Raw genomic sequence first — 4730 nt, 5'->3', positions numbered from 1 at the left:
ATCACGCAGGTGGGGAGGTTGGCGAAGAACTCCGCAACGTGATTTCTCTTGAGCACTTTCCTCAGGACGGTTCGGCCATGCTCATTTACACCATGGACGGCAAAAATGTTCTTCGCCAGATCGATGCCAATCGTCGTAATCTTCATGATGGGCGCTCCCCTCGGTCGGGTGGTTGCTTTGACACTTCCACTTTGGCACATTGATGCCGCTTCGGGTGGGGGCGTCCATCCCATTAGACTTGACCTTATTTCGGCTCGCTCACCCCCAGCTACTGATCGTGTGCGAGCGCTTCGAGACGAGCGTAGCCCGCGTCTTTCGCCGCGCGCTCCGTAGAAAAGGGTTCTTCGGCTACGAGCGAGCGGCGCACTTCGCGCGCTTCGAAGTCGACGAGCGAGATAACCCACACCCAGCCGCCGATCTGTTCGGCCGTCAGCACGAATGCACAAACGTCACCTTTGTCCTCGGTGTTCATTTGACCTCCTCGACAGAAAAAACCTGACTGTGCAGCGGCGGATATGGGAAACGCGGCCGGCTGGTCGCAGATCAAGGCAGCTTGCCGATGATCGCTCGGATGCCCTGATCGGTGAATTGCGAAAGCACTACAAAAGGCGCCATCACGCTTCCCGGTTACGGCTCAACGTTCGGGAAAGTCGCAGGGGTACGGTCTTGCTCCCCCTGCCTCCGCAGCATTAAATTTAGTCAATGGGAAGCGACGTAGCGTTGGTTCAACGGACGTGATCCCCTACTTCGCGCGGGTCGGAATTAATGGCCGCGAAATTTTTTTGGGGGGCAAATTCGACCGTCTCGGCCCTAGAAGGTGTTATGCACTTTTGTTAAGGGCTGCAAAGTGGACGAGCATAAGCACGGAGAATACGACGAAATGCAAGCCAGCCAAGGTTTCGGGCAATCGCTCGTAGTCTCTGGCCAGACGACGGAAGCGGTTGAGCCAGCCGAAGCTGCGCTCCACCACCCAGCGGCGCGGCAACAGCACGAACCCCTTTTTCGCCTCCGCCAGTTTGATCACCTGAAGCTCAATTCCTTCGTCGAGTGCTGCCTGCGCAGGCTCTTCGCCGGTATATCCCTGATCGGCGAACGCCACCCTGACCGTCTGGCCGGTGGCCTGCTGAACCTGACGCGCCAGTTCTCCGACCTGTGCACGCTCCTGTTCGTTGGCCGGCGTCACATGCACCGCAAGCAGTTGCCCCAATGTGTCCACAGCCATGTGTACCTTGCTGCCTTTCTTGCGTTTGTACCCGTCATAGCCTGCGCGTGGGCCGCTCTCGCATGTCGACTGCAGCGTACGGCCATCGAGGATGACAGCACTGGGCTGGCCTCGGCGATCCTGCGCCACCCGGATAATCGAACGCAGGTCATTGACCATAGCCTCGAAGCAGCCCGCCTGAATCCAGCGTTGCGTCTGCTGGTAGACCGTCTCCCACGGAGGAAAGTCATTGGGCAGCAGACGCCACGGCGCACCCGCGCGGACAATCCAGCGCAAAGCGTTGAACATCTCGCGCAATTCATAGCGGCGCTGAGGCGCGTCCTTGTTCATCAAGGTCAGGTACGGAGCGGCGAAGTACCACTCTTCGTCTGATACATCCGTTGGGTAGGGTCTGCGTTTTTTCATCCCCCCAGGGTACCAGGTCTGGCTGAAAGTTCATAACACCTTCTAGAATTCACGGATGGTCACATTCCCAAACGAGACCGCCAGGACTCAGGTAATGATCAGTTTTTCGACTGGACTAGCTCGTCGCATTGCGATAGAACTTGATCGCGCCCATTGCCACTCCTGCTTTGTGTTTCGACATGTGCAGCGAAAGCGGCATTGAATTGTGAAGCAACCCGACATAGGGCGGCCACGACTCGCAACGCGAAAATGCAGACTAAGCTTTTTATGACGAACGATCTCGAACAAATACCCATTTCAGGTCAATGGCACATACGATGATTCTCTTGCCAGACGACGCAACGCATCTCGCCACTTTCCACTCGATCGGTTCACGGCGATTTACGGCGCGTGGACGCAAGTACCATCCCGCCGCCATCAATACCGCTTCACCGGTGCCAAACGTCTTTGCCTCGCTCCGTCAACTCACCGCAACTGTGTTGCGCGTCTGCTTCAGTTTCTTCTATCGCCATTTTGCGCCCGGGCGGCTCATGCGCCCGCTGCAGGCGTCCGGCTCGAGCCGCCACTGCATCATCGTGCGATTTTCACGCATAGTATAGCGTCATCATTGCAAACTCCTCTTGCCTGACACCCACAAGTGATAGCTGGTCTTCCTCGAGCTTATGCAGTTAAAGCCTGCGGACGGTGATTCCGCTATCGGTCAATTCTCACCGTCATAGCTTGCCGTCGTTCAATCGTTCTTCTCCATGAAGTCATCATTTCATGCGCCCTTTCTCCCAGCCACGTCCACTGGAAGGTCAACGCACAATGCGACCAATCGAGTCGCACCTCTGTACGCCAACGGACTTTTTCCACGTCCTACCCGCCACAGCTAATGTCCTGGCCACGAAACGCAGTGCGAGAGCCACGTTCACTGTCCTATCCGCATGCAAGCTTGAATTTCAGTGTATTCCGTTGTCTCAACCCGTGTTTCCTCGTCCTGCCAAAGCAATTTGCCTACGTAGACAAGGGCCTCCCAGTCTTCTGCATTCATCGTTGCGTGCTCGCGTGCGAGGAACTCTGCTAGCCACTGAAGACAATGAGCAGTGGCAGACTGGTCGGAAGACATCCCGACACCTAAGCGAAACTGTTCGAGAATCGCCTCCACGCTAAGCCATGGCCTATTCATAGTGACCTCCTTCCGGGAGCACGACGTGTAGTGCATTTCATCACGAGCGTCATTTCCGATGATGGCGCTCATGTACTAGCGTCTACGATGCATCCACCTCATGTGATGTGAGTCCATCCATTGAAACATTCCCTCGCCCGGGTGTTCGATCCGGTACCTACGGAACAGCACAATCAGGATAACTAAAAATACGCCCAGCCCCACTACAACACTAATCATGGATTGTGACATAGTACTCTCCTGCCGGGCGAGCACTTCTGGAGTGAAGTGGTTCGTCTATGGCCACGTTTTCGCAGTACCCCGCAAAGCCAGTAACGCCATTTCTTCGCAGTGGGTTCGCTTGCGGCGGCGTCTTCACTGCGTTTCTTCTCGCGTGTTTCGTCGGCACGCTCATGTGCCACGCGTCTATCCTGAGGTGGGGGCTTAGTGCGACGGGGAGAGCGACATATGACCTCCTTGTATTGTCTGTGCAAGCAATGAACGTGTTCATGGTGTCGGGTCGGGACACGGCCGAGGGTCCGCCCGCTTGCCGCGCAGATACAACGCGAATGCGATCATCAATGCCATTCCGGCGATAACTCCCCACGGCGCCGATGTCACATTCTCTCCGTCTCAGTCCACATCCATCGACGGATGCTGCGCGTGAGCACTCAATGATGGCTGTTGGGCCTTGCGGATGCTGGCAGGATCTTTATCGTCATGTTTCGTCACCTGATGCCGATGCACGGCCCAGTACCGCAACATCAGATAGATCGCAACGAATACCGCAGCGGCAAAGCCCACCGAATAACCCATTAGCGTCTGGCTCATTTCGCCCTCCCGTGAGGTAAGATCCCGATAGATACACAATGCGCCCTGGCCACGCCTTTGTTGAGCCAGACGCGCGAGTTCTTCAAGAGCGCCGAAGCGCTACTTCATCGCTCACGTGTGCCAGTTCATGAAAACACGCAAGTGTGATATACGCCGACCTGCCGATATGGCGCCGTTGCGCAGCAAGGTCGATCTCCTGCAGAACGCTCCTGCAAAGGGAAATCTGTACGAACACGGAATGCGACTGGACGTTCATCAAATCGATATCGACGAACATCCACAGGCCTTCTCCATCGTCCATATCGAGCGCCTGCAGTGCCGACATGTCGCTGGTCGGAGCGGGAAGGATGTGCTCGCTGCCGTGATACATGCGTTGCACGAGACGCTCTGCGCTTACCGCCAGATCGTCAAACGTGCGGCCTTCCACTTCCACCCATGGAAAATCTGCAAACACGCCGCGATAGCGTTGCCCGTCACGTTGAACATACAGGGGATAATGCACAGTCGCCTCCGCGCTGACCCAAGAGAAGTCTCTCATGTGATGGCGCATTTTGCTGTCGAGGCCGATGCACGTCTGTACGGTGCAGGACTTTCGTACGTCCGGCATCAAGACGTGTATCGCGAAAGTTCCAGCACGTGACGCAGCACATCGGAAAACGAATTTGTACGGTGTCGCACCGCATCGGCGTTCATTCTGGCGTAGCGTCGAAAGCATTGCCCCATACTTCAGGAGGGGATCATGCCCAGACGAACATTGATGTGGAGCGTGCCGGGGTTCGCCCTCGCACTTGCACTGGCCAGCTCCGGCTGCACCACAACCAGCCCGTCCAACGCCAGCGGCCAGCAGATGGACAAACGCCACACGATCGACGCGGGTTTCGACTCGACCCTTTCCCGTCTTTATGCCGACGCGAAAGGTTCGCGCGAACTGGTTTCCAAAGCGCGGGGCGTGCTGATATTCCCGTCAGTGATCGATTCGGGCCTTGTGGTTGGCGGACAGTACGGCGAAGGATCGCTGCGCGTTGGCGGTCATACCGTCGGCTACTACAGCACGGCAACCGGATCCGTCGGCTGGCAGATCGGTGCCCAGTCGCGTGCAATCGTCTTTCTGTTCATGACCGACGA

The 4730-nt window shown here is 56.7% G+C and carries 5 protein-coding genes and 1 pseudogene; 1 reads left to right on the top strand and 5 read right to left on the bottom strand.

Annotated features, from left to right (window positions below; translation table 11 throughout):
• The 5 genes and pseudogenes from F4827_RS35740 to F4827_RS34655 all read right to left on the bottom strand — a co-directional run.
• Positions 1 to 146 (bottom strand): annotated as a pseudogene (locus F4827_RS35740) (IS110 family transposase); the annotation flags it as partial.
• A 122-nt stretch (positions 147 to 268) separates the two neighbouring features.
• Positions 269 to 472 (bottom strand): hypothetical protein, encoded by a 204-nt coding sequence (locus F4827_RS34670; protein WP_183733911.1) that lies wholly within the window; start codon positions 470 to 472, stop codon positions 269 to 271.
• A gap of 348 nt (positions 473 to 820) precedes the next feature.
• On the bottom strand, positions 821 to 1627 hold the full coding sequence (locus tag F4827_RS34665) for an IS5 family transposase (RefSeq protein ID WP_183733908.1): 807 nt from the start codon (positions 1625 to 1627) through the stop codon (positions 821 to 823).
• Between the two features lie 1780 nt (positions 1628 to 3407).
• The gene (locus F4827_RS34660; protein WP_183733905.1) at positions 3408 to 3605 is read right to left on the bottom strand and encodes a hypothetical protein; all 198 of its coding nucleotides are present in this window, start codon (positions 3603 to 3605) and stop codon (positions 3408 to 3410) included.
• 82 nt (positions 3606 to 3687) lie between these two features.
• A complete protein-coding gene (locus F4827_RS34655; RefSeq protein ID WP_221303929.1) occupies positions 3688 to 4143 on the bottom strand; it encodes a type II toxin-antitoxin system HicB family antitoxin in 456 nt (151 codons plus the stop codon).
• Positions 4144 to 4344: 201 nt separating this feature from the next.
• Between F4827_RS34655 and F4827_RS34650 the strand changes: the two genes are divergently transcribed.
• Positions 4345 to 4730, top strand: a 386-nt coding sequence (locus F4827_RS34650) for a twin-arginine translocation pathway signal (RefSeq protein ID WP_183733902.1), incomplete at its 3' end; no start/stop codon positions are given.

It is taken from the genome of Paraburkholderia bannensis (assembly GCF_014200455.1).
Taxonomy (GTDB): Bacteria; Pseudomonadota; Gammaproteobacteria; order Burkholderiales; family Burkholderiaceae; genus Paraburkholderia; species Paraburkholderia bannensis_A.
Note: the sequence above shows the minus strand (reverse complement) of the source record. Positions and strands in the feature narration are given on the sequence as shown.